The sequence below is a fragment of the Methylobacterium durans genome (assembly GCF_003173715.1).
GTDB classification, from domain to species: Bacteria; Pseudomonadota; Alphaproteobacteria; order Rhizobiales; family Beijerinckiaceae; genus Methylobacterium; species Methylobacterium durans.
Genome location: NZ_CP029550.1, coordinates 5,581,478 through 5,602,251, shown reverse-complemented (window position 1 = coordinate 5,602,251; position 20,774 = coordinate 5,581,478). Strand labels below are relative to the sequence as shown.

Below are 20,774 nucleotides of genomic sequence, written 5' to 3'. Positions count from 1 at the left end.
CGACACTATGTTGCGGTGCAATATGGCCGAATCCGGGCTTGGAGGGCCGCATTTCGTGCGCGTAGCCTGGAAAATATTCGGATCGATCCTTCGCAGGTCATCGGCGCTATTCGTCGTGTACTTCGCGGGCTGAACATTTGCCTTCGGAAGGAGCTATCTGTGACGCCAAGATGCGTCCTGTCGGCAAATGGTCACCCTTTGGCCCTTAGGCCGCTGCCTTTTCGGAGGCAGGAAGAGGGACGCGGAACGCTCCGTCCGCCCTGCCCGCTTCCGAGACCCAGATGTTCCTGCGCCCGCTGCTGCTCCGCCTCTGCGTCTGCGTCGTTCTCTGCCTGCCCGCGCCGGGGGCGCTGCGCGCGGAGCCGGCCGTCGGTGCGGCCGTGCGGCAGTGGCTCTCGACGGTGGTGACGCGGATCGGCGCGGCCGACCGTGCCGAGGCGCCGCGCTCGCGGGGGGGGACGGTGACGATCCGCGTCCGCATCGCCGCCGACGGCAGCCTGAAGGACGCGAGCGTCGAGGGAGGCTCGGGCTCCGCGGCTCTCGAGGCCCGGGCGCTGGCGGCCGCGCGGGCGGCCGCACCCTTCGCTCCGCCGCCGTCGGAGCTTCTGACGGAGGACGGAACGACCGAACTCAGCTTTCCCCTCGATCTGGCGCGGCGGCGCTGACGGAGGCTCACGCCTCCTCGTCGCGCCGAGGCAGCGCCGAGAGCGCCATCAGGACGCCGATGGCGCCGAGAGCCGAGGACAGGAAGTTCTCGCTGTCGAAATCGAGCCCGCGCGGCCGGATCAGCCACGCGACGCCGAGGGCGAGGACGGCGAGCCCGAGAGCGAGCGGGCACCAGAGGAGGCGGATGGGCAGGGCGATGCGGTTCGTCATGCCGCCCGTCGTAGATCGGTCGCGTTGCAGGATGATCGCGTCGCGCCCGTCGAATGTTGCGTGGATTGCGTCGTGTCCTGCGATTGCCTCGTGCCCTGCCGTCGAGACGGGATCGCTTCCCCCGCCGAACGCCCGGCACCACCGCGCATCCCGGCGGCCCGGGCTTGCGCCGCGATCGCCGCGTCGGTGGGACGGTCCCCGGACCTAGTAGCTCGTGTCGGTGTTGCGCTGGCGGCAGCGGTAACCGGCAAAGCAACTCGGGTCGTCGCGGGCCGGAACGAAGGCGGGGGCGGCGCTCGTGTCGCCGGTGCAGGCGCCCCCCGTCCGCAGCACCCGCTCGTAGGCGTTGGCGCTCGTCGAGAGCGTCACGGCGCCAGCCCGCTCCACGAGGCCGCGGACGGTCTGGCAGGTCAGGGCGGGCGTGTAGGGGCGGTCCTGCGCCGATGCGGCGGACCCCAGGACGAGCATGCCCGCGAGCGCTGAGAGCCGGAAACCTGCCATGGCGACGACCTCCGCCTGCCGGCGGATCGCGTCCGCGGCACGGCAGCCCGTTATCGGTCCGCGCCCGTGTCCCGGCAAGGGAACTCTCGGGCGCTCTCGGGCGCGCCCGCACCCGGTCGATCCGGCTCGCCGGATCGTCAGGAGGCGCGGTCCCGGCCGTGCAGGGCCGCCAGCAGAACGGGCTCGATGGCGCGGTAGCCCGCATCGCTCAGATGGACGCCGTCCGTTCCGAATTCGGGCCGGAGCGCGCCGGACGGCGTGGCGAGCACCCCGTGGTAATCGGCGAAGCGGGCGTCCTCCGTCGCGGCGAGATCCTTCAGCCAGGCGTTGAGGATCGCGATCGCGGGTCCGGGCATGATCTCCGGGTTCCAGGCGATGGCGGCGGCCGGCGTGACCGAGCCGAGCCAGACGGGCAGCCCCAGGTCCCGCGCCTGCGCGACCATCGCGGTGATATTGTCCTGGACCCGGCCGAGCGGCACCGGGCCCTCGACCTCGGCGATGTCGTTGATCCCGCACATCAGGTGCACGCCGCGTGCTGCCGCCGCGACGAGATCCGCCCGGAAGCGCGCGCGGATCCGTCCCGAGGTCTCGCCACCCACCCCGCGGTTCACGAAGCCGTGTGCCGCGAAGAGGCCGGGACGCGCATCGCCCCAGCCTTCGGTGATGGAATCGCCGATGAAGACGATCGGCCGCGGCACGCCCTCCACTGTCATCCCTGCTCCGCTGGAATCCCGGTCGGCCGTCCCGATGAGGGCCTCGTCCCGGAGCCGCGGGTCGCCCGTTCCTGCATCCGCCGCAAGGTAAGGTACGGTCGCGGTGAAACCATCTGCGGCTCGCGTCATTGGTTATCAAAACCTGTCACAGGTTAATCCAGAATTCGGGAGGACGGCGAAGGCGTCCCCCAGGAAGGAATCTTATGCGCGACTGCAGCACACGTCGCCCGTTCAATGCCGACGTTACCGCTGACCCCAGGCTGCACGGGATCGCGCGCGGATTGGCGGAACTCTACGATCCGCAACTCACGCAGAGTCCCCCGGAACGATGGACGACGCTCGCGGCCGAACTGAAGCGCCGCTTGCGGCAACAGGCGCGGAAGGACGCGGAGTGATGCGCACCCTCACCCACACGCCGCCCCTGGCTCTCGTGGTCGACAGCGTCGCCGCCGAGCGCGCGCGGGCGGTGGCGCTCCTGGAGGAGACGGAACTCGACGTCATCACCTGTGCGAGCGGCAAGGCGGCCGTCGAGGTGCTGCAGAGCTGCGGCAACGACGTCGCCCTCCTGGTCACCCGGGCCACGCTCGGCACCGAGCGGGATGGACTGCGCCTCGCGGCGGCGGTCGGCAAGCTCTGGCCCGGCATCCGCCTCGTCGTCACCGCTCGGGAACCCGAGACCTGCACCGTGGACCTGCCGGATTCCGCGACCTGCCTGAGGAGGCCGTGGCTTCCCCTCGACATCCTCGTCGAGGCGCACCGGGCGGTGCACGCGCCGCACCCTCCGGTGACCTGACGGACGCCGCGCCGCCGGGAGGCGCCGGGATCCGATCTGCGATAGGATGCGGCGAGCCAGGACCTTGGCCCGTCCGATCCGAAGATCCGATCCGAAGAGATGCGCATGACGCAGCAAGCGCCCGCCCTGCCCGCCCCGCGGTTCCTCCCGCTCCTCCTCGTCGGGGTCGCCTCCATCGTCCTCAGCGCCGCCCTCGCCTGCGCGACGCCCTTCGCGGCCCTGGCGGCCCTCTCCGCGCTCGCGCTGCCGCGCCGGGACGCGCTCCTCTGCGTCGGGGCGGCCTGGTGCCTGAACCAGGGCGTCGGCTTCGGCCTCCTCGGCTATCCCTGGGACGCGTCCGCCCTCGCCTGGGGGCTCGCCATCGGCTGCGCGGCTCTCCTCGCGGTTCCCGCCGCCGCGGCGGTCGCGCGGCGCGTGAAGGTCGCGCGCGCGCTCGCCGCCCTCCTCGCGGCCTTCGCCGTCTACGAGGCCGTCCTCGTCCTCGCCGGCCTGGTGCTGCCCGGGAGCGCCGAGGCCTACGCGCCCGCCATCGTCGCCCGGCTGTTCCTGATCAATCTCGGCACGCTCGCGGCCGCGCTCGCCCTGCCGGCGGCGGCGAGCGCCCTCGCGCAGCGGCGCATCCGCGCCGCCTGAGGCGGCGTGCGCCGCTTCCCGCCGGAGCGGATCGTCTGCCTCACGGAGGAGACGGTCGAGACCCTGTACCTCCTCGGGGAGCAGGACCGCATCGTCGGCGTCTCGGGCTACGCGGTCCGGCCGCCCCAGGTGCGCCGGGAGAAGCCGCGCGTCTCGGCCTTCACCAGCGCTGACCTGCCGAAGATCCTGGCTCTCGGGCCCGATCTCGTCCTCGCCTTCTCCGACCTGCAGGCGGGGATCGCGGCCGATCTCGCCCGCGCGGGCATCGCCGTGCATCTCTTCAACCAGCGCGACGTTGCCGGCATCCTCGCGATGATCCGGATGCTCGGCGCCCTGGTCGGCTGTCCCGGGCGCGCCGAAGCCCTCGCCTCGGGCTACGAGGCGCGGCTCGCCGAGATCGCCGCGGCGGCGCGGGCGGGACCGCGCCCGCGGGTCTATTTCGAGGAATGGGACGAGCCGCCGATCTCGGGCATCGGCTGGGTCTCGGAGTTGATCGGGATCGCGGGCGGGGAGGACGTCTTTCCGGATCTCGCCCGCGCGCCCGCGGCGCGGGACCGGATCGTGGCGCCGGAGGCGGTGATCGCGGCCGCGCCCGACCTCATCCTCGCCTCCTGGTGCGGGAAGAAGGTCGTGCCGGCGCGCATCGCGGCGCGCCCGGGCTGGGAGGCGATCCCCGCCGTGGCCCGGGGCCGGATCGTGGAGATCAAGTCGGCGCTCATCCTGCAGCCGGGTCCCGCCGCGCTCACCGACGGCCTCGACGCGATGCGCGCCGCCCTGCACGGGACGGCCCCCTGAGGACCGATCGGATCCCGAGGGCCGATCCGATCACGCGGATGGCTGCGCGAGGCGCTCGCCGGGCGCGCCGCCGCCCGCCCGCGCGCCGCGGGCACTCACGATGCCGTGGCGCAGGGTCGCCCGCTCCAGCGCGTCGATCGCCGCGATCAATCCCGCGCGCGCCTTCACGAAGCCGTCCGGCTCCTCGGCGGGCGGTGTCTGCGCCAGCTTGACGGCCGCGATCAGAACCCGGTCCCGCTCGTCCTCGATCCGCGGATCGCGCTCCACCTGTCCGCGAACCCGGGCATCGAACGCGGCCGTCACCGCGAAGGGCAGCTCGTCCTGGCCGGCCCCGCCCGGGAAGTCCCGAGCCAGAACGCGCCCATCCTCGGCGGCCGCCCGCACCGCATCCGCGAGTTTTGCCGCCACCTGCTCCTCCGGTCCCGAGCGGACATTCCCGTGACAACGCCCCCGAGCCGCCCCCGCTCCCGGCAGATGCCGCCGGATCCCCGGCGCGCCCGCGCCGATGCGCCGAACCGCCCCGGCGCCGGTGCCGCCCGTGCCGGGTACCGCGTCTCCGAGAGGGTGCTAAGCCCTTTGCTCTCGCCGCAGCGTGTCCGCTCCACCGGAAGGAGGCTTTACAAGGACGCCGTCCGTATTGCCTCATGCGCGCAGGGCCGATCCGATCCTGGCTGCTGCCTAACCACGAATAACCCTCTCGGCAGCGACCGATGCCTCAGCGCTACTTTTTCCGCTTGGTGCATGCCGAGACCGTGATCGAGGATCCGACGGGCGTCGTCGCCGACGATCTCGATCAGGCGCTGGTGGAGGCGCTCGCTGCCATCGCCGAACTCCGGACGGAGGGCGAGTTGCCGGGCGATGCCGGCGACTGGCAGCTGGAGATCAAGGACGAGGCAGGGATCCTCCTAAGCACGCTCCACCTCGATTGAGGCGAGGGGCAGCCGCGGGATCTTCCGCAGGACGGCTCGCACATGGGCGCGGACCCGGGCGCCGGCCGATCCAGGCTGGACCGGGGATGCGGAGGAGATCAGCGCCTCGCCGGACAGGAGCCTCTCCTCCGGAACTCCAACGCCGGACAGCATGACGCGCCTCCTGTACTGAAGTCGTGATCCAAAAATGCGAGCGCGAATCGGTTGTGTCGATCATGCCCCGGGTATGGGTTTAACGAAATACCAATTGTTACATTTAAAGCATTTGCTATAACTCCGGTCGATCCCGTCAGGGCGTCCCTCCGGTAGGCCCGCGCGGCCGGGCCTCACCGGATCCGGGCTTGCGGACTGGGGCCTTGACGGACACGCCGACGCATCGCCTCCGGGCGCCTCCCTCCCGCCCGCCGGAAGCTCCATGCAGGCTAAGACGTCCCACGCGCTCCAGGCGCTTCGCCGCGGCGATCTCTCCGGGACGCGCGAGCTTCGCCTGACCGGCGGCCTCACCGAGGTTCCGCCGGAGATCTTCGGCCTCGCCGAGACGCTGGAGGTTCTCGACCTCAGCGGCAACGCGCTCACCGCGCTTCCAGCGGGATTGAGCCGCCTGCGCCGTCTGCGGGTGCTGTTCTGCTCGGGCAACCGGTTCGAGCGCCTGCCGCCCGTCCTCGGCGACTGTCCGGCCCTCAGCCAGATCGGCTTCCGGGGCACCGGCATGCGCGAGGTTCCGGGTGAGGCGTTGCCGCCTGCCCTGCGCTGGCTGACGCTCACCGACAACCGGATCGCGGATCTGCCCGACGCGATCGGGGCGCGCCCGCACCTGCAGAAGCTGATGCTGGCGGGAAATCGCCTGCGGAGCCTGCCCTCCAGCCTCGCGCAGGCCGCCCGGCTGGAACTCGTGCGGCTCTCCGCCAACGGGATCGCGGCGCTCCCCGCCTGGATCGCCGCCCTGCCGCGTCTCGCCTGGCTCTCCTGGGCCGGCAACCCCTGCGAGCCCGCGATCGCTCCGGCGGCCGCCCCGGCCGTTCCCTGGACCGACATCCTGCCGGGCGAGATCCTCGGCGAGGGCGCCTCGGGGCGGGTGCATCGCGCGCTCCTGCGGGATGGGAGCCCGGAGCCCGCGCGGCCGGTCGCCCTGAAGCTGTTCAAGGGCGCGATGACGAGCGACGGCCTGCCCGAGCGGGAGATGGCCGCCTGCCTCGCAGCGGGTGCCCACCCGAACCTGGCAGGGGCGATCGGCCGCCTGGCCGGTCACCCCGAGGGGGCGCAGGGCCTCCTGATGCCCCTCCTGCCCGCGCGCTGGCGCCCGCTCGCCGGACCGCCGAGCCTCGCGAGCTGCAGCCGCGATGTCTACGATCCGGACCTGCGCCTCGATGCCTCGATCGCGCACGCGCTCGCGACCGCCGTGGGGCGGGCCGCCGCCCATCTCCACGGGCGCGGGCTCCTGCACGGGGATCTCTACGCGCACAACATCCTGTGGGACGGCTCTGCCGGCGAGGCGGTCCTCACCGATTTCGGCGCCGCCTCCGCGCTGCCCGAGGGCCCGGTGGCGCCCGCGCTGGAGCGCGTCGAGGTCCGCGCCTTCGGCCTGCTCCTCGGCGAACTCCTCGCCCGCTGCCCGCCGGACGGCGGGGGCGTGGCGGCGATGCGAGCGCTTGAGGCGGCGTGCGTCTCCGAGGACGCCGGGACGCGGCCGAGGATGACCGAGGTGCTGGCCGCGCTGGCAGCCCTGCGGCCGCGCTGACGCGCATTCCTGCCGGGGCGCGCGGCGGGGGCTGATCAGAATCCGACGATCCAGGTCAGGCCCAGGGCGACTGCCCCGTGGCCGAACGATTTCCCGGCGAGGACCAGGGCCAGGAACAGGCGGAAATCGGCCTTGAGCAGACCGGCGATGACCGTGATGGCATCCCCGAAGGTCGGGAGCCAGCACAGGGCCAGCGCCCAGATTCCGTACCGCTCGAATCCGGACGAGGCCCGCTCCAGGATCGCCGGCGACAGGGGGAACCAGCGGCGGTCGCCGAGATTCGCGACGTTGCGGCCGACGAGATAGTTGAAGGTCGCGCCCGTCACGTTCGCGACGACGGCCGTCGCCACGATCGCGACCGGGCTTCCGGCCTGAGCCGCCAGGAGTCCGGCCATGGCCATCTCGGAGGATCCGGGCAGGAACGGCAGGAACGTGCCGGCGATGAACGAGGTGGCGAACAGGCCGAGGAAAGCCGGCAGCGCATCCATCGGATCTCGTTCCTCGTCCCGGAGGCGGGATCGATCCGGTGCGCGAAGGCGGGCCAGCCCTGGCGGTCGGGCGGCCTCGCCCGCGCATCCTCCGCCGGAGCGGTCCCCGGTCCGGCGCGAGACGGATCCGGGGATCAGGAGATGGGTCTAGCGCGCGGGCGTGCGACGGATCTGAGCGACCGTCTCGGTCGAGAGATCCGAGTAGATCCGCCGGTTGAAGGTCTGGGCCGGCAGGGCCCGGCTCGCCCGCATCCGGGCGCGGTCGGAGGCCGCCGCCTCCTGCATGAAGGTCGGGGTGTTCCGCTCCATGTCGTTGCGGATGGTGTCTTGGTAAGGCCGCCCGCTCGGCCCGCAGCCCTCGCAGATCGAGACGAGCCACGATTGCCAGAGGCCGTTCGTGCGCTCCTGCACCGATTGCGCGCGCTCGCGATGGGCGCTGGCGAGCTTCAGCGTGTCGAGGTCGGGCTGCTGCTTCGTCGCGGGGCCGGAGGGAACGTCGAGGCGTCGCGGCTGATCCTCGGTCTGGGCCGACGCGCCCGTGGCGGCCAGCAGGGCGGCCGTGAAAGCGATGCGGGTCAAGGACATAGCGCTCTCCTTCGAGGAGGAGAACAGCCAGGGTCGCCGCCCGTTCAGGCGCGCGCCCACCCCGGTTTCCTTCCGTACCCCCGGCGAACCGCGCGGGATGCGCCGCGAGCGAGAGGGGCCGCCGCGGGCGAAAGGGCCCGCCGCGGCCGAAGGGGACGGGGCCGGGCGGGCCGAGGTGCCTTTGAGGTGTGCGGCGGATGCCGCGTCGCCGGTTGTCCGTCGCCCGTGCCGGGCCGGTCAATCGCGGCGCCCGCTCCGTCCGGAACCGCACCGGCGGGTTCAGAGGCGTTCGGCGAGCCCGACCAGGGCCGCGGGCACGCTCGGGTTCGAGGCGCCGGCATTCGGCTCCTCCGCCGCCGAACGGAGCAGCCGCAGGAGCTTGCCGCGATCGAGGGAATCGCGGTCAGACAGGCAGTTGACGATCACCTGCAGACTGTACTCGATCGCGATGATGCGGGCCTCCAGCTCGCGCTGCTTCGTTTCCATCCCTGCCACTCCGTGTTCTTGTGGAGTGGATGGTAGCTCGCGCGGCGCCGGGCGGAACCCATCTTTTCGCCGACCCAGACCCGCTTCCGCCTGGGCCGGTGCTCAGGCGCGGAAGGCGGCGGCGCAGACCATGGGCTGCGGCGCGCCGCAGCGGGGACAGGATCCCGACAGGTCGATGAACCCCCCGTCCGCGCGCCGCCCGCAGGCCGCGGCCTCGGCGCATCTCGGCCGGACGCGGACCCGGTAGGTCAGCCGGCAGGTGCCCTGATACATCATCGGTGTCTCGGCCCGGCGCCGGTTCGGCCGCCCGGTCGCGTCGGATTCCCGGAACACCGTCGCGCCGTCCCAGCGCCGGAAGGCGTTGATCCAGTACTCGGCCATGCGGCCCTCCCTGGCCTCCTGCTGGTTCCTCAGGCGGCCTCGCGCTCCGCGGGCCAGGCGACGAGGCCGGTGCCGTCCGCGGCGGTTGCGATGCCCTTCGAGCGGAAATAGGCGGCGAGGCGCGGATGGCGCACGAGGCTGAGGCCCGCCCGGTTCTCGTCGTGGCAGGGCTCGCAGACCGCGACGTTCCAGGCGGCGACGTGCCGTCCTTCGCCGAAGGCCGATCCCGGCCGCATGGAGCGGCGGCAGAGGATGCACGCCGTGCGGAAAGCCTGTTCCATCACGCCACCGATGTCCTTGAAACGCGCCCCCGCCGGCGTCTGTGGCAGGCAAGGCGTTGTGGATCGGTTAAGTGTCTCCCGCAATGCGCCCGCTTCGTCGTCGGGGCCGGGGGGAAATCCACCCGCGGGACGGGGGTCCCGTGAGGCGCGCCGAGCCGTCGGCCCGCGACCGGGGTGGAGAACCGGCCGCGCGACGCTTTTTCCCGTGAACTCGTCCCGCGCCGCGCTATGCTCGCGCGAATGAGCAACGTCATCCGTCCCGATTTCGGCAAGACCCGCCGCGCCGAGGCGCCACCGGACACGCGCCGCGCCGCGGAGGCGATCTGCCTCTACGGCGAGGAGGCGGGCTACCGGGTCGGGCTCGTGGCGGACGAGTCCGAGCCGCAGGGCCCGGTCCTCACGGTGTTCGTCGGCGCGCTCGGCAGCGACGAGGTCGAGGCGGTGGCGGTCACGCCCGCGACGCCCGAGGGCCGCACCGACGCGGACGCGATCGGCCTCGCGATCCTGCGCACGCTCGAGATCGTCGGCCGGGACGCGGAATCCGGCGAGCCGGCGTGAGCGCCGCCCGCGGGATCAGCCCCGCTTCTGGCCCTTGGTGTAGGCCGTGATGGCGGCCTGGCAATTCGGCGTGAGCTTGGCCTTGTTCTGCCGGAAGCATGCCTGCACCTCGGGGCCGTCCGGCGCCAGGTCGCCGCAATAGGTGAAGTAGTCGCCCGTGCAGTACTTCTTCAGCTCGCTGCGATCCGTCGGCGTGGCGCCGTTCGGGGCGGCCACCGCCGCAGCGGTGGTCAGAAGGAGGGCGAAGGCGGTTCGTACCAGCAAGAGCTTGACTCCAGACGACCCGGTCGCGCCGGGCGGAAGCCGTAGAGCAAGGGATCGCGACGAGAATGGGTTAGCGTGGCCGTAGCCGGGAATCGAGCCGGTGCGGAACCTCTTCGAAGCGAAGCGTTTTCCTCCCCATCTGCATCAGACAGGAGGAATCCACCATGAAGGTCACGACCCTGATCGGCACCGCCGCCATCCTCGCCCTGACGGCGGGATCGGCCCTTGCCGCGCCCTGCAACACCGGCTCGACCAAGGGTCAGAGCCCCGAGCAGCAGGCGGCGAACCCGAAGAGCTCGGACGCCGATCGATCCAGCAAGAACCTCGCGGGCGGCGAGCAGCCGGCCTCGCCGGGGACCGTCGGCGCCATGAACAACGTCGGCGCGAACCAAGCGGCGGGCGCGAACACGGGTTCGACGGCGCAGGCCAACAAGGGGGACCGCACCGACCCGGGCTCCAAGAACCTCGCGGGCGGCGAGCAGCCGGCCTCCCCCGGCACCGTCGGCGCCATGAACAATACGGGCGCGGACCAGAAGGTTGGCAAGAAGGACGACGATTGCTGATCACGCCGACCGGCATGTCCGTCGCGAAGCCCGCCCGGCACCGGCCGCGGCGGGCTTTTTTCCAAGGGTCCCCGCGCATCGTGCGGGGATCGTCGTCCCAGGCGTCGGACCAGGCCGGAACACGCGTCGGCCGGCCCCGGTTGGCTTCCTGAAGCCAGGGAGATGCCTGATGCTGCGAGCGGCTCTTGCGAGCGTGACGTTGCTGCTGGTCGATGCGTGGGCCGCGCTCGCCCAGGACACCAAGCCCGCGCCACCGATCCCGGAGAGCAAGCCCCCCACGGCGAGTCCGCCGGTGCAGGACGTCAGTCTCAGCTGGCTCTGGTTCGTGCTGGCAGCGGTCCTCTTGGTGGCGGCGATCTATTTCGTCATGCAGCGTCGGCGGCCGCCGACCCACAGATAGGGTTGAAGGCCCCTCTCGCGCCGTTAAGCCGTCCGTGCGATCGGATGCGCGCGGCTCCGGACGATCGTGACCGGGCCGCGCCCCCCAGGATGTTGCCCGATGACGATGCGGACGAGCTACGTGGTCCAGACCTTCGTGCTGAAGCGGAAGCGGCTCGTCCCGGGCGATCGCGAGTTGACCGCGGCCGAGAGCGGCGCCCTGAAGAAGGCGGAGGCGATGGCGGGCCGGTTTCCGGGCACCGCCGCGCTCAGGATCGTGGCCGACGACGAGACGGGCGAGCTTGAGAGCGCGACGATCCTCGCGCAGTTCGGCGAGGTGCCGGACGACTTCGCCGAGAGCCTCCAGGGCGGTTGAGGCGCTGGCCGCGACCCGGGCGACACGACACGATGGATAGACCCTAATTTGCCGCTGTGTCGGCACATCCCGCCTTCGCGCTGGTGGACGCCTCGATCAGCTACGACCTGTCGCGCGCCTATCCGAGCCTGCAGGGCGTGACCCTGGCCGTGAACGCCCTGAACCTGTTCGATCAGCGATACTTCACCTCCGCCTTCTACCAGGGCACGGTCTTCGAGGGGTTCCGCCGCACGGTGTTCGGCACAGTGACCGACCGCGGGTAGAGGCCCTCGGCGCAGGGCCGCGCCGCCGCTGCGTCCGCGCCCTCCCGCGAGGGACACGAAATCCGCTTCGCAGCGACCGGAGCTGCCGCTAGGAAGGCAGGGTTTCGAGACCGATGGCGATGGCGGCGCTGTGACCGGAACTCTCCTCGTCGGCGTGATCGGGCACGTCGATCATGGCAAGACCTCGCTGGTCGGCGCCCTGACCGGAACGGACACGGACCGGCTCTCCGAGGAGAAGGTGCGCGGCGTGTCCATCGTGCCGGGCTTCGCGGTGCTGCGCGTCGCCGGTGAGACGGGCGGCGCCATCGACCTGATCGACCTGCCCGGCCATGAGCGCTTCGTGCGGGCGATGATCTCCGGCGCCACGGGCATGCGCGCCGTGCTCCTCGTGGTCGACGCACGGGAGGGCATCAAGCCGCAGACGGTCGAGCACCTCGACATCGCGCGCCTGATCGGCGTCCGCCGCGGCGTCGTCGCGCTGACGAAATGCGATCTCGTCGGCGCGGAGATCCTCGCAGCCCGCGCGGCGGAAGCCGGCGCGATCGCCGGGCGGGCGGGGATCGAGGACGCCCGGGTGGTGCCGACCTCCACCGTGACGGGTGCGGGGATCGCCGATCTATCGGCCGCTCTCGCCGATCTCCTGGCGGCGACGCCCCGGGCGGCCGACGACGGGCTGCCCTACCTGCCGATCGACCGCGTGTTCCCGCGCCCGGGCTTCGGCGTCGTCGTCACGGGCACGCTGCGGCGGGGGCGCCTGAGCGTCGGGGACGGGGTCGAGATCGTGCCGGGCGGGCGCACGGCGACGGTGCGTAGCCTGCAGATCCACGGCCAGGCGGTTCGCAGCGCCGAGCCGGGACGGCGCACGGCGGTCGCCCTGCGCGGCGTCGAGCTGGCGGACCTGTCCCGCGGGCTGGCGCTCGCCGTGCCGGACCTGGTGCCGGCCGGGCGCTGGATCGACGTCGCGCTGAGCGCGGTCGCCGGGGCGAGGCCGCTCGCGAGCGGCACGACCTGCCGCCTGCTCTTCGGCACCAGCGAGGTCGCGGCACGCGTGCGGCTTCTCGACCGGGACGTGCTGGAGCCCGGCGAGGCGGCGCTGGCGCAATTGCGCGCGGAGGCCGACATCGCCGTGCCGGCGCGCGAGCCCTTCATCCTGCGCCTCGACTCGCCCTCTGCCACCATCGCCGGCGGGCGTGTCCTCGATCCCGCCTCGCGCCGCCGCCGGCGCCACGATCCCCGGGCGCTCGCGGAGCTGCGGCGGATCGCGGAGGGCCGGCCGCGCGAGATCCTGGCGGCGCGCCTCGCCCGGGAGGGCGCCGCAGGGGCCCGCCTGATCGACCTCGCGCGGCTCGTCGGCATCGCGCCGGACCGGGTCCGGCGCAGCCTGACCGAATTCGGCGCCCGCGAGGTCGCGGACCGCTTCGTCGGCGAGGCCGCCTTCTCAGACCTGCGGGCGGCGCTGATCGCGGCCCTCGATGCGCATCACCGGGCGCACCCGATCGATCCCGGTCTCCCGCTCGACCGCCTCTCCCGCGCCGTCCGGCAGGACGAGAGCGTCGTCTCCGCAGCCCTGAAGGATCTCGTCGCCGGCCGCGAGATCGTCCAGGCCGGCGCGCTCTACCGGCGCGCCGCGTTCGACCCGGCCCGCAACGAGACCGAGCAGGTTCGCGCTCTCGAAGCCCTGTTCCGGACGGGCGGCCTCACCCCGCCCGACGAGGCCGAGGCGGTCGGCCGCGACATCCGCCGGGCGCAGGCCTTGACGTATCTCCTCGCCTCCGGCGCGCTGATCCGGACGACCGACCGGGTGCAGAAGCGCTCGATCCTGTTCCATCGGGAGGCGATCGCGCGCGGCAAGGCCGTGCTCGCCGAGCGCTTCGCGCGGGACGCGGCCGGCTTCCTGGCCAGGGATGCCGGAGCGGCGCTCGGCATCTCCCGGAAGTTCTCGATCCCGCTTCTCGAGCATCTCGACGCAATCCGCTTCACGCGCCGGACCGGCGATCGCCGGATCCTGGTCGCGGGACCGGAGGAGGAGCGCTGAACCCGGCGCGTTCCGGCATCCTCGCGCGCACCGCCCGCGATGGGGCCGGTCTCGAGGTGCGGGGTTCGCGGCCGGCCTTCAGTTCACGCGGAGCCGCGGGAGACCGAACGTCAGCGCGCCGTTCCCGCGGATGGTGCGCGCGACGTCGCGGGCGATGCCCACGAGGGCGGTGACCATGGGCGTGGCCGGATCCCGGTTGAGCGCGACGAGGCCGATCGCGTGCCGGATGTCGGGATCCAGGATCGGGATCGCGCGGATATCGTCCCGCGCCCCGAGGGCGTCGACCAGGATCGCGGGCATCACGCTGGCCCAGCGCAGCGTCTGCACATGCGTCAGCAGCACGATCATCGAGTTCGACTCGAGGGCCGGCGTCGGCTCGACCCCGGCCTTGCGGATCTGCTCGTCGATGATGCGCCGGTTCTGCATGTTGGGGGTCAGCAGGCAGAGCGGGGTCTGGGCGACCTCGGCCCAGGTCACGACGTCCCGATCGTAGAAGGGGCCGCCCGCCGCGGTGACCAGGCAGTAATGCTCCTGGTACATCGGTATGGCCGTGACGTCGCCGAGGGGCTCGTTGTCGAGGTAGGTGAGGCCCGCATCGGCCTCGAGGTTCTTCAGGAGCGAGAAGATGTCCGCCGACGTCGTCGACTCGATGGTCAGGCGGACCCCGGGATGCCGCGTCCGGTAGGGCGTCGTGAGGGCGGCCACCATCGGGAGGGCGGTCGGGATCGCGGCGATCCGCAGGTGCCCGGACAGGCCGCGCCGGAGCGTGGCCACGTCCTGCTGCATGGCGCGGCTGTCGGCGATGATGCGGCGGGCCCAGGCGAGCACCCGCTCGCCCTCCGGCGTGAAGCCCTGGAAGCGCGAGTCGCGCTGCACGAGCTGCACGCCGAGGCGGTTTTCCAGGTATTTGATCCCGGCCGAGAGGGCTTGCTGGCTGACGGAGCAGGCTTCGGCGGCGCGGCCGAAATGCTGCTCGCGGGCGAGGGCCAGCAGGTAGTCCAGCTTGTCGATCACAGCCCAGAGCCGAGTCCGCACGGCCGCGGGGCCCGCGGCCCATCGGTGGTATTCTGCTGCTGCGGCCGCTTCAATATGACGATGACTGCCGGATCGGGTCAGCCCGCGTCGCTCGCCCCCGCTCCGAGGAGATGCGGATCGTAGGTGGCCGGCCGGATCGGACCCGGGTTGTCGCTCGTGCTGCCGATCGCCGCGACGACGAGGGGGTCGAGGCTCCCCTCCGCCCCGGGCGCGTGGGCGGCCAGCCGCTCCCGCATCCGCGGGGTCCAGAAGGCCACGAGGTGCTTGTGGATGCCGGCCACCGCCTCCTCTTCCGGATAGGACCGGAAGAAGGTGGCGATCTGGTTGGCCATGCGGACGAGCTTGTCCATCTGCGAGGTCGCGCTCATGCCCCTCACTCCGCCGCGTCGAGCACTTTGGCGATGCGCGTGAGGGAGAAGTCCTCCTCGAAGAAGCGCGCCTGCCAGTCGGAGGGGCGGTTGGTGCGCCGCACCTGCACCGCCGTCACCTTGTACTCGGGGCAGTTGGTGGCCCAGTCCGAGTAATCCGTGGTGATGACGTTGGCGCCGGTCTTGGCGTGGTGGAAGGTCGTGTAGACGACGCCGGGCTGCATCCGCTCGCTGACGCGCGCCTTCAGCGCGATGTCGCCCGAGCGGCTCTCCAGCGCCACGAGGTCGCCCTCGACGATGCCGCGGCTCTCCGCATCGAAGGGGTGTATCTCCAGCACGTCCTCCTCGTGCCAGCGCGAATTCTCGGTGCGCCGCGTCTGCGCGCCGACATTGTACTGGGACAGGATGCGGCCCGTGGTGAGGATGAGCGGGAAGCGCGGGCCCGTGCGCTCCTCGGTCGCCACGAACTCGGTGATCATGAACTTGCCCTTGCCGCGCACGAAGCGGTCGACGTGCATCATCGGCGTGCCCTGCGGCGCCTTCTCGTTGCAGGGCCACTGCACCGACCCGAGTTCCTCGAGCTTGGCGTAGGAGACGCCCGTGAAGCTCGGGGTGAGGCTCGCGATCTCGTCCATGATCTCGGAGGGGTGGGCATAGTTCATCGGGTAGCCCAGCGCGTTCGAGAGCAGCACCGTGCCCTCCCAGTCGCCGTAGCCGCCCATCGGCTCCATCACCTTGCGCACGCGGCTGATGCGCCGCTCGGCGTTGGTGAAGGTACCGTCCTTCTCGAGGAACGAGGCGCCCGGCAGGAAGACGTGGGCGTATTTCGCGGTCTCGTTCAGGAACAGGTCCTGCACGACGATGCACTCCATCGCGGTCAGGCCCGCCGTGACGTGGTGCGTGTCGGGGTCGGACTGGGCGATGTCCTCGCCCTGGATGTACAGGCCCTTGAAGGCGCCCTCGACCGCCTCGTCGAGCATGTTGGTGATGCGCAGGCCCGGCGCCGCGTCGAGCTTGGCGCCCCACAGCGCCTCGAAGGCGTGGCGGGTGGCGTCGTCCGAGACGTGGCGGTAGCCGGTGAGCTCGTGCGGGAACGAGCCCATGTCGCAGGAACCCTGCACGTTGTTCTGGCCGCGCAAGGGGTTCACGCCGGCGCCGACCTTGCCGATGTTGCCGGTGGCCATGGCGATGTTGGCCATGCCCATCACCATGGTCGAGCCCTGGCTGTGCTCGGTGACGCCGAGGCCGTAGAAGATCGCGGCGTTGCCGCCCGTCGCGTAGAGGCGGGCCGCGGCGCGAAGCTCGGCCGGGTCGACGCCGGTGACGTCGGCCAGCGCCTCCGGCGAATGCCGCTCCTCCGCGATGAAGCGGGCCCAGGACTCGAAGTCGCCGTGCTCGCAGCGCTCGCGCACGTAGCCCTCGTCGACCAGCCCCTCCGTGACGATGACGTGCGCGAAGGTGTTGATGAAGGCGACGTTGGAGCCGGGCTTGAGCGGCAGGTGGTGGTCCGCCCGGATGTGAGGCGACTTCACGAGGTCGATCCGGCGCGGGTCGGCGACGATCAGCCGGGCGCCGGCCCGCAGCCGCTTCTTCATGCGCGAGCCGAAGACCGGGTGGCCGTCGGTCGGGTTCGCGCCGATGACGAGGATGACGTCGGACTGGTCCACCGACTTGAAGTCCTGCGTGCCGGCCGAGGTGCCGAGCGTCGACATCAGCCCGTAGCCGGTCGGCGAGTGGCAGACGCGGGCGCAGGTGTCGACGTTGTTGTTGCCGAAGGCGGCGCGCACGAGCTTCTGGACGAGGTAGGCCTCCTCGTTGGTGCAGCGGGACGAGGTGATGCCGCCGACCGCGTCCCGGCCGTAGGTCGCCTGGATGCGCTTGAACTCGGAGGCCGCGCGGGCAATCGCCTCCTCCCAGGTCACCTCGCGCCACGGGTCCGTGATCCGCTCGCGGATCATCGGCTTGGTGATGCGGTCCTTGTGGGTGGCGTAGCCGTAGGCGAAGCGGCCCTTGACGCAGGAATGGCCCTCATTCGCCTTGCCGTCCTTGTAGGGCACCATGCGCACCACGCGCTCGCCCTGCATCTCGGCCTTGAAGGCGCAGCCGACGCCGCAATAGGCGCAGGTCGTGACCGCCGAATGCTCCGGCTGTCCGTATTCGTGGATCGACTTCTCCTGGAGCGTCGCGGTCGGGCAGGCCTGGACGCAGGCTCCGCAGGAGACGCACTCGGAATCCATGAAGTTCGTCGGGCCGGCCGCCACGCGGGAGTCGAAGCCGCGGCCCGCGATGGTCAGCGCGAAGGTGCCCTGCGTCTCCTCGCAGGCCCGCACGCAGCGATTGCAGACGATGCATTTCGACGGGTCGTAGGTGAAGTACGGGTTCGACTCGTCCTTCGGCAGGTACTTCTCGGCGGTCGGCTTGACGTGGTTGTCGCCGTCGTAGCCGTAGCGCACCTCGCGCAGGCCCACCTGACCCGCGGTGTCCTGCAACTCGCAATCGCCGTTCGCCGCGCAGGTGAGGCAGTCGAGCGGATGGTCGGAGATGTAGAGTTCCATCACCCCCTTGCGCAGCCGCGCGATCTTGTCCGACTGCGTGCGCACCACCATGCCCTCCTCGGCCGGCGTGGTGCAGGAGGCGGGTGTGCCGCGCCGTCCCTCGATCTCGACGAGGCACATCCGGCAGGAGCCGAAGGGCTCCAGCGAGTCGGTGGCGCAGAGCTTGGGGATCTGCGTGCCCATGCTCATGGCGGCGGCCATCACCGAGGTGCCGGCCGGGACGGTCACGGCGACGCCGTCGATGGTCAGCGTCACGCTCTGGTCGCTGACGCGGATCGGCGTGCCGTAGTCGATTTCCTTGATGAGGCCCATGGGACCGCTCCTCATTCCGCCGCGACCGGCATGTCGCCGCCGCGCGTAAAGTCGTCCGGGAAATGGGTGATGGCGCTCATCACGGGCATCGGCGTGAGGCCGCCCATGGCGCAGAGGGAGCCGTCGGTCATGATCTCGCAGAGATCCTCGACGAGCTTGAGGTTCTCGGCCGGGCGGATGCCCGCGATGACCTTGTCCATGGTCTCGACCCCGCGGGTCGCGCCGATCCGGCAGGGGGTGCACTTGCCGCAGGATTCGGTGGCGCAGAACTCGAAGGCGAAGCGGGCTTGGGCTGCCATGTCGACGGTGTCGTCGAACACCACGATGCCGCCGTGGCCGACGAGGCCCTTGGCCGCGGCCATCGCCTCGTAGTCGAGGGGCGTGTCGAGGAGGTGATCGGGGAAGTAGGCGCCGAGCGGGCCGCCGACCTGCACGGCGCGGACCGGCCGGCCGGAGCGCGTGCCGCCGCCGAAATCCTCGATCACCTCGCGCAGCGTGATGCCGAAGGCGTACTCGATCAGGCCGCCGTGCTTGACGTTGCCGGCGAGCTGAATCGGCAGGGTGCCGAGCGAGCGGCCCTGGCCGTAGGCGGCGTAGGCCGCCGCCCCGTGCTCCAGGATCCAGGGCACGGCCGTGAAGGTCATCACGTTGTTGACGAGCGTCGGGCGGCCGAGGAAGCCCTTGAGCGCCGGGATCGGGGGCTTGGCCCGCACGATGCCGCGCTTGCCCTCCAGGCTCTCGAGGAGCGAGGTCTCCTCGCCGCAGATATAGGCGCCGGCCCCGAGGCGGACCTCGAGGTGGAAGCTGCGCCCCGAGCCCAGCACGTCGGCCCCGAGGACGCCCGCCCGCTCGCCGTTCGCGATCGCCTCCTTGAGGGTGCGGAAGGCCTGCGGGTACTCGGAGCGCAGGTAGATGTAGCCGCGCGTGGCCCCGGTCGCGAGGCCGGCGATCGTCATGCCCTCGATGAGGCAGAAGGGGTCGCCCTCCATCATCATCCGGTCGGCGAAGGTGCCGGAATCGCCCTCGTCGGCGTTGCAGACCACGTATTTCTGGTCGGCCTGCGCCAGCATCACGGTGTTCCACTTGATGCCGGCTGGGAAGCCGGCGCCGCCGCGCCCGCGCAGGCCCGACTCGCGGACCGCGCCGACGATGGCCTCCGGCCCGAGCCGCAGGGCGGCCTCCAGGCCGCGGTAGCCGCCGTGGGCCCGGTAATCGGCGACCGAGACCGGGTCGATGACGCCGCAGCGGTGGAAGGTGAGGCGGTGCTGGCGGGCGAGGTAGGGGATCTTCTCCGGGTCGCCGAGACGTAGAGCGTGATCATCGCCCTGGCAGAGCCCGGCATCGAGCAGCGCCTCGACGTCGGCCACCGTCACGGGGCCGTAGGCGACGCGGCCGGCCTGCGTCTCGACCTCGATCATCGGCTCCAGCCAGAATAGGCCGCGGGAGCCGGTGCGGACGATGGCGACGTCGAGGCCGCGGGCCTCGGCGCCGGCGAACAGCGCGCGGGCGACCCGGTCGGCCCCGAGGCCGAGGGCGACGGCGTCGCGGGGGACGGTGATCGTGACGCTCATGAGCGGGCCTCCGCGAGCGCTGCCGTGAGGGAGTCGGCGGTCAGGTGCGCGATCGGCTCCTCGTCGACGAGGGCGGCCGGGCCGTTGGCGCAGAGGCCGAGGCAGTAGACGGGCTCCACCGTGACGGCACCGTCCGGGCTGGTCTCGTGCCAACCGATGCCGAGACGGGCGAGGATCTCGCCGTGAAGCCGCTCCGACCCTTGCGCTTGGCAGGCCTCGGCCCGGCAGAGCTTGACCGAGCGGCGCCCGGCCGGGGCGCCGCGGAAATCGTGGTAGAAGGTGATGCAGCCGTGGACCTCGGCGCGGGAGAGGTTCAGCGCGTCGGCGATGAGGGGCACCGCCTCGGCGTCGACGTAGCCGAAGGCTTCCTGCAGCGCGTGCAGGATCGGCAGCGTCGCACCCTCGAGATGCGCGTGCTCGGTGATGATGGCGGCGGCGCGGCCGGCGTTCCACGGCTCGTGACGTGGCATGAATTTTCCTGCCCAGATTGGTCTCGTTCTAAGACCGATAGGAACAGGAGTGCTGGCCGGGTTCAATCAAGCTATCTGGTTGGCCGACAACGGGGGCTTGTCGATAGGCAACGATTCCTCGGACGCGCTGCAATGGATCCTGGCTGAATTCCGCGGGCGAGGGGCTGGTCTTCGACCGGCGCATGGGTGGGCGCTGTCGCGAACCCGACCGGCGGGTGACGGCGGCCGGACCTGCCCGCGCAGCATCGAGCCGGGCTGGCGGCGGGCCTCGGCGGATCGTCCGGCACCCGCCGGTACGCCAGGGGGGACGCCAGGGGTACGCCAAGTGACGGAGCGCGCGGGCATTCGCGCAACAGGCACGGGGAATTTTCGCCCGCCGGCGGGCGGGCGACCCGGTGATCCACACGGGCGCGTTGACGTCCCGAGCGGCCTGTCCGTAAGACCTGTTCATGCGCGGGAATCGGCCTCTGCTGGCACATCGTCGCGCGGTCATCGGAGTGATCGCGCTCTATGCGCTGTTGCTCCAGGCCTTCCTGGGCGGCCTCGCCCCGCTCGCGCCCGCCCTGCCCGGCGACGTCATCTGCGCCCATGACGGTACGGGCGCGCCGGGCGACGGCGGCCCCGCCTGCCACCAGCACGCCTGCTGCACCCTCGCTCAGGCGATGCACGGGCTGCCGGCCGTCTCCGACTTCGCGACGGTGCTCTGGTCGCCCGCATCGGTCGCGCCAACGCCCTGGCGCGCCGCCGGCCCGATCCGGGCGCGCGCGCCGCCCGACCCTTCCGTCGGCCCACGAGGTCCGCCCGCCGCCTGACCGATCAGCCTCTCC

29 protein-coding genes are annotated in these 20,774 nt (G+C 71.8%); 14 read left to right on the top strand and 15 right to left on the bottom strand.

Annotated features, from left to right (window positions below; translation table 11 throughout):
* Nucleotides 1–281 precede the first annotated feature (281 nt).
* On the top strand, nt 282–665 hold the full coding sequence (locus DK389_RS26010; RefSeq protein WP_109894029.1) for a TonB family protein: 384 nt from the start codon (nt 282–284) through the stop codon (nt 663–665).
* A gap of 7 nt (nt 666–672) precedes the next feature.
* Here DK389_RS26010 and DK389_RS26005 read toward each other — a convergent pair whose 3' ends face one another.
* From DK389_RS26005 to DK389_RS25995, 3 genes are all read right to left on the bottom strand, one after another.
* Nucleotides 673–876, bottom strand: a complete 204-nt coding sequence (locus tag DK389_RS26005) for a hypothetical protein (RefSeq protein WP_109894027.1) — start codon at nt 874–876, stop codon at nt 673–675.
* Between the two features lie 204 nt (nt 877–1,080).
* A complete protein-coding gene (locus DK389_RS26000) occupies nt 1,081–1,377 on the bottom strand; it encodes a hypothetical protein (RefSeq protein ID WP_109894025.1) in 297 nt (98 codons plus the stop codon).
* A gap of 137 nt (nt 1,378–1,514) precedes the next feature.
* Complete coding sequence (locus tag DK389_RS25995; RefSeq protein WP_109894023.1) at nt 1,515–2,090, bottom strand: GDSL-type esterase/lipase family protein; 576 nt, start codon at nt 2,088–2,090, stop codon at nt 1,515–1,517.
* 203 nt (nt 2,091–2,293) lie between these two features.
* Here DK389_RS25995 and DK389_RS25990 point away from each other — a divergent pair, with 203 nt between their 5' ends.
* The 4 genes from DK389_RS25990 to DK389_RS25975 all read left to right on the top strand — a co-directional run bounded on the left by DK389_RS25990 (nt 2,294) and on the right by DK389_RS25975 (nt 4,311).
* Nucleotides 2,294–2,485: a hypothetical protein gene (locus tag DK389_RS25990; protein WP_109894021.1), complete on the top strand. Its 192-nt coding sequence runs from the start codon at nt 2,294–2,296 to the stop codon at nt 2,483–2,485.
* Nucleotides 2,485–2,883, top strand: a complete 399-nt coding sequence (locus DK389_RS25985) for a response regulator (RefSeq protein ID WP_109894019.1) — start codon at nt 2,485–2,487, stop codon at nt 2,881–2,883. Before DK389_RS25990 ends, DK389_RS25985 begins: the two co-directional genes overlap by 1 nt.
* 105 nt (nt 2,884–2,988) lie before the next feature.
* Nucleotides 2,989–3,516 (top strand): hypothetical protein, encoded by a 528-nt coding sequence (locus tag DK389_RS25980; protein WP_162560864.1) that lies wholly within the window; start codon nt 2,989–2,991, stop codon nt 3,514–3,516.
* A gap of 6 nt (nt 3,517–3,522) precedes the next feature.
* Nucleotides 3,523–4,311, top strand: a complete 789-nt coding sequence (locus DK389_RS25975) for a cobalamin-binding protein (RefSeq protein ID WP_109894015.1) — start codon at nt 3,523–3,525, stop codon at nt 4,309–4,311.
* 30 nt (nt 4,312–4,341) lie between these two features.
* On the opposite strand, the gene DK389_RS25970 is transcribed toward DK389_RS25975, so the two are convergent.
* The gene (locus tag DK389_RS25970) at nt 4,342–4,719 is read right to left on the bottom strand and encodes a hypothetical protein (protein ID WP_109894013.1); all 378 of its coding nucleotides are present in this window, start codon (nt 4,717–4,719) and stop codon (nt 4,342–4,344) included.
* Nucleotides 4,720–5,021: 302 nt separating this feature from the next.
* Here DK389_RS25970 and DK389_RS25965 point away from each other — a divergent pair, with 302 nt between their 5' ends.
* Together DK389_RS25965 and DK389_RS25960 are read left to right on the top strand one after the other, a co-directional pair.
* The gene (locus DK389_RS25965) at nt 5,022–5,240 is read left to right on the top strand and encodes a DUF6894 family protein (protein ID WP_109894011.1); all 219 of its coding nucleotides are present in this window, start codon (nt 5,022–5,024) and stop codon (nt 5,238–5,240) included.
* 415 nt (nt 5,241–5,655) lie between these two features.
* A complete protein-coding gene (locus DK389_RS25960) occupies nt 5,656–6,978 on the top strand; it encodes a leucine-rich repeat-containing protein kinase family protein (RefSeq protein WP_109894009.1) in 1,323 nt (440 codons plus the stop codon).
* 35 nt (nt 6,979–7,013) lie between these two features.
* Here the strand turns inward: DK389_RS25960 and DK389_RS25955 are convergent, their stop codons facing one another.
* From DK389_RS25955 to DK389_RS25935, 5 genes are all read right to left on the bottom strand, one after another.
* Nucleotides 7,014–7,466 (bottom strand): YqaA family protein, encoded by a 453-nt coding sequence (locus DK389_RS25955; protein WP_109894007.1) that lies wholly within the window; start codon nt 7,464–7,466, stop codon nt 7,014–7,016.
* A gap of 147 nt (nt 7,467–7,613) precedes the next feature.
* The gene (locus tag DK389_RS25950; protein ID WP_162560863.1) at nt 7,614–8,051 is read right to left on the bottom strand and encodes a hypothetical protein; all 438 of its coding nucleotides are present in this window, start codon (nt 8,049–8,051) and stop codon (nt 7,614–7,616) included.
* A gap of 279 nt (nt 8,052–8,330) precedes the next feature.
* Nucleotides 8,331–8,537, bottom strand: coding sequence for a hypothetical protein (locus DK389_RS25945; RefSeq protein WP_109894003.1), 207 nt, complete (start codon nt 8,535–8,537; stop codon nt 8,331–8,333).
* Nucleotides 8,538–8,639: 102 nt separating this feature from the next.
* Entirely contained in the window at nt 8,640–8,918 is a 279-nt protein-coding gene (locus tag DK389_RS25940; protein WP_109894001.1) for a hypothetical protein, read from the bottom strand.
* 29 nt (nt 8,919–8,947) lie between these two features.
* Complete coding sequence (locus tag DK389_RS25935) at nt 8,948–9,199, bottom strand: hypothetical protein (protein ID WP_109893999.1); 252 nt, start codon at nt 9,197–9,199, stop codon at nt 8,948–8,950.
* A gap of 240 nt (nt 9,200–9,439) precedes the next feature.
* Here DK389_RS25935 and DK389_RS25930 point away from each other — a divergent pair, with 240 nt between their 5' ends.
* Nucleotides 9,440–9,757, top strand: coding sequence for a hypothetical protein (locus DK389_RS25930; RefSeq protein ID WP_109896846.1), 318 nt, complete (start codon nt 9,440–9,442; stop codon nt 9,755–9,757).
* A 15-nt stretch (nt 9,758–9,772) separates the two neighbouring features.
* On the opposite strand, the gene DK389_RS25925 is transcribed toward DK389_RS25930, so the two are convergent.
* Entirely contained in the window at nt 9,773–10,021 is a 249-nt protein-coding gene (locus DK389_RS25925) for a hypothetical protein (RefSeq protein ID WP_109893997.1), read from the bottom strand.
* A gap of 164 nt (nt 10,022–10,185) precedes the next feature.
* Here DK389_RS25925 and DK389_RS25920 point away from each other — a divergent pair, with 164 nt between their 5' ends.
* From DK389_RS25920 to selB, 5 genes are all read left to right on the top strand, one after another.
* Complete coding sequence (locus DK389_RS25920) at nt 10,186–10,584, top strand: exopolysaccharide production protein YjbE (protein ID WP_109893995.1); 399 nt, start codon at nt 10,186–10,188, stop codon at nt 10,582–10,584.
* A 169-nt stretch (nt 10,585–10,753) separates the two neighbouring features.
* Nucleotides 10,754–10,984: a hypothetical protein gene (locus tag DK389_RS25915; protein WP_109893993.1), complete on the top strand. Its 231-nt coding sequence runs from the start codon at nt 10,754–10,756 to the stop codon at nt 10,982–10,984.
* A 99-nt stretch (nt 10,985–11,083) separates the two neighbouring features.
* On the top strand, nt 11,084–11,338 hold the full coding sequence (locus DK389_RS25910; RefSeq protein WP_109893991.1) for a hypothetical protein: 255 nt from the start codon (nt 11,084–11,086) through the stop codon (nt 11,336–11,338).
* A gap of 56 nt (nt 11,339–11,394) precedes the next feature.
* Nucleotides 11,395–11,601 carry a TonB-dependent receptor gene (locus DK389_RS25905; RefSeq protein ID WP_109893989.1) on the top strand — a complete coding sequence of 69 codons (207 nt, stop codon included), beginning with the start codon at nt 11,395–11,397 and terminating at the stop codon, nt 11,599–11,601.
* 130 nt (nt 11,602–11,731) lie between these two features.
* Nucleotides 11,732–13,636, top strand: coding sequence for a selenocysteine-specific translation elongation factor (gene selB, locus DK389_RS25900; RefSeq protein WP_236960360.1), 1,905 nt, complete (start codon nt 11,732–11,734; stop codon nt 13,634–13,636).
* A 78-nt stretch (nt 13,637–13,714) separates the two neighbouring features.
* On the opposite strand, the gene DK389_RS25895 is transcribed toward selB, so the two are convergent.
* From DK389_RS25895 to DK389_RS25875, 5 genes are all read right to left on the bottom strand, one after another.
* Nucleotides 13,715–14,650: a LysR family transcriptional regulator gene (locus DK389_RS25895; protein WP_109893987.1), complete on the bottom strand. Its 936-nt coding sequence runs from the start codon at nt 14,648–14,650 to the stop codon at nt 13,715–13,717.
* Between the two features lie 98 nt (nt 14,651–14,748).
* Nucleotides 14,749–15,039, bottom strand: a complete 291-nt coding sequence (locus DK389_RS25890; RefSeq protein ID WP_109893985.1) for a formate dehydrogenase subunit delta — start codon at nt 15,037–15,039, stop codon at nt 14,749–14,751.
* Between the two features lie 5 nt (nt 15,040–15,044).
* Nucleotides 15,045–17,906: a formate dehydrogenase subunit alpha gene (gene fdhF, locus DK389_RS25885; protein WP_109893983.1), complete on the bottom strand. Its 2,862-nt coding sequence runs from the start codon at nt 17,904–17,906 to the stop codon at nt 15,045–15,047.
* An 11-nt stretch (nt 17,907–17,917) separates the two neighbouring features.
* Complete coding sequence (locus tag DK389_RS25880) at nt 17,918–19,477, bottom strand: formate dehydrogenase beta subunit (protein ID WP_109893981.1); 1,560 nt, start codon at nt 19,475–19,477, stop codon at nt 17,918–17,920.
* Complete coding sequence (locus DK389_RS25875) at nt 19,474–19,947, bottom strand: formate dehydrogenase subunit gamma (protein WP_109893979.1); 474 nt, start codon at nt 19,945–19,947, stop codon at nt 19,474–19,476. Before DK389_RS25875 ends, DK389_RS25880 begins: the two co-directional genes overlap by 4 nt.
* Nucleotides 19,948–20,396: 449 nt before the next feature.
* Between DK389_RS25875 and DK389_RS25870 the strand changes: the two genes are divergently transcribed.
* Entirely contained in the window at nt 20,397–20,759 is a 363-nt protein-coding gene (locus DK389_RS25870; protein WP_109893977.1) for a DUF2946 family protein, read from the top strand.
* The last annotated feature ends 15 nt before the right edge of the window (nt 20,760–20,774 follow it).

Bases quoted from the DNA above. Each gene is read 5' to 3' on its own strand.
- DK389_RS25910 (WP_109893991.1), top strand. From the start codon at position 11,084: ATGACGATGCGGACGAGCTACGTGGTCCAGACCTTCGTGCTGAAGCGG.
- DK389_RS25980 (WP_162560864.1), top strand. From the start codon at position 2,989: ATGACGCAGCAAGCGCCCGCCCTGCCCGCCCCGCGGTTCCTCCCGCTC.
- DK389_RS25930 (WP_109896846.1), top strand. From the start codon at position 9,440: ATGAGCAACGTCATCCGTCCCGATTTCGGCAAGACCCGCCGCGCCGAG.
- DK389_RS25870 (WP_109893977.1), top strand. From the start codon at position 20,397: ATGCGCGGGAATCGGCCTCTGCTGGCACATCGTCGCGCGGTCATCGGA.
- DK389_RS25940 (WP_109894001.1), bottom strand. From the start codon at position 8,918: ATGGCCGAGTACTGGATCAACGCCTTCCGGCGCTGGGACGGCGCGACG.
- DK389_RS25920 (WP_109893995.1), top strand. From the start codon at position 10,186: ATGAAGGTCACGACCCTGATCGGCACCGCCGCCATCCTCGCCCTGACG.
- DK389_RS25880 (WP_109893981.1), bottom strand. From the start codon at position 19,477: ATGAGCGTCACGATCACCGTCCCCCGCGACGCCGTCGCCCTCGGCCTC.
- DK389_RS25965 (WP_109894011.1), top strand. From the start codon at position 5,022: ATGCCTCAGCGCTACTTTTTCCGCTTGGTGCATGCCGAGACCGTGATC.
- DK389_RS25990 (WP_109894021.1), top strand. From the start codon at position 2,294: ATGCGCGACTGCAGCACACGTCGCCCGTTCAATGCCGACGTTACCGCT.
- DK389_RS25890 (WP_109893985.1), bottom strand. From the start codon at position 15,039: ATGAGCGCGACCTCGCAGATGGACAAGCTCGTCCGCATGGCCAACCAG.
- DK389_RS26005 (WP_109894027.1), bottom strand. From the start codon at position 876: ATGACGAACCGCATCGCCCTGCCCATCCGCCTCCTCTGGTGCCCGCTC.
- DK389_RS25950 (WP_162560863.1), bottom strand. From the start codon at position 8,051: ATGTCCTTGACCCGCATCGCTTTCACGGCCGCCCTGCTGGCCGCCACG.
- DK389_RS25960 (WP_109894009.1), top strand. From the start codon at position 5,656: ATGCAGGCTAAGACGTCCCACGCGCTCCAGGCGCTTCGCCGCGGCGAT.
- DK389_RS26010 (WP_109894029.1), top strand. From the start codon at position 282: ATGTTCCTGCGCCCGCTGCTGCTCCGCCTCTGCGTCTGCGTCGTTCTC.
- DK389_RS25985 (WP_109894019.1), top strand. From the start codon at position 2,485: ATGCGCACCCTCACCCACACGCCGCCCCTGGCTCTCGTGGTCGACAGC.
- DK389_RS26000 (WP_109894025.1), bottom strand. From the start codon at position 1,377: ATGGCAGGTTTCCGGCTCTCAGCGCTCGCGGGCATGCTCGTCCTGGGG.
- DK389_RS25915 (WP_109893993.1), top strand. From the start codon at position 10,754: ATGCTGCGAGCGGCTCTTGCGAGCGTGACGTTGCTGCTGGTCGATGCG.
- DK389_RS25995 (WP_109894023.1), bottom strand. From the start codon at position 2,090: ATGACAGTGGAGGGCGTGCCGCGGCCGATCGTCTTCATCGGCGATTCC.
- DK389_RS25945 (WP_109894003.1), bottom strand. From the start codon at position 8,537: ATGGAAACGAAGCAGCGCGAGCTGGAGGCCCGCATCATCGCGATCGAG.
- DK389_RS25875 (WP_109893979.1), bottom strand. From the start codon at position 19,947: ATGCCACGTCACGAGCCGTGGAACGCCGGCCGCGCCGCCGCCATCATC.
- DK389_RS25935 (WP_109893999.1), bottom strand. From the start codon at position 9,199: ATGGAACAGGCTTTCCGCACGGCGTGCATCCTCTGCCGCCGCTCCATG.
- DK389_RS25955 (WP_109894007.1), bottom strand. From the start codon at position 7,466: ATGGATGCGCTGCCGGCTTTCCTCGGCCTGTTCGCCACCTCGTTCATC.
- fdhF (WP_109893983.1), bottom strand. From the start codon at position 17,906: ATGGGCCTCATCAAGGAAATCGACTACGGCACGCCGATCCGCGTCAGC.